The organism is Aquabacterium sp. UBA2148, from assembly GCF_002328915.1.
GTDB classification, from domain to species: domain Bacteria; phylum Pseudomonadota; class Gammaproteobacteria; order Burkholderiales; family Burkholderiaceae_C; genus Aquabacterium; species Aquabacterium parvum.
Window position 1 is genome coordinate 16,689 of the sequence record NZ_DCXA01000098.1, and the last position, 219, is coordinate 16,907.

The following is a 219-nucleotide window of genomic DNA, read 5'->3' on the forward strand; positions in this document are numbered from 1 at the left end:
CGCGGCAGCAGCGTGGCCAGGCCGCGCCTGAGCCACGCAGGTGCCCACGGCGACCAACCTTCGTCACCCAGGTGCACCATGCGCTCGTGCGTGCCGGGCTGCCCGCGCCGGGCACATCGCCCAGCCAGCTGTCGGTCGATGCGCCGCGCCGGGTGCAGGCCCGCGACGATGACGTGCAAACCTCCCAATGCCTGCGCCGCATCGCCGATGTGCACATCG

At 73.1% G+C, this 219-nt stretch carries 1 protein-coding gene; it reads right to left on the reverse strand.

Annotated features, from left to right (window positions below):
* A partial coding sequence (locus B2W70_RS18445) for a hypothetical protein (protein WP_414631030.1) occupies positions 1–215 on the reverse strand: 215 nt, incomplete at its 3' end.
* Positions 216–219 lie beyond the last annotated feature (4 nt).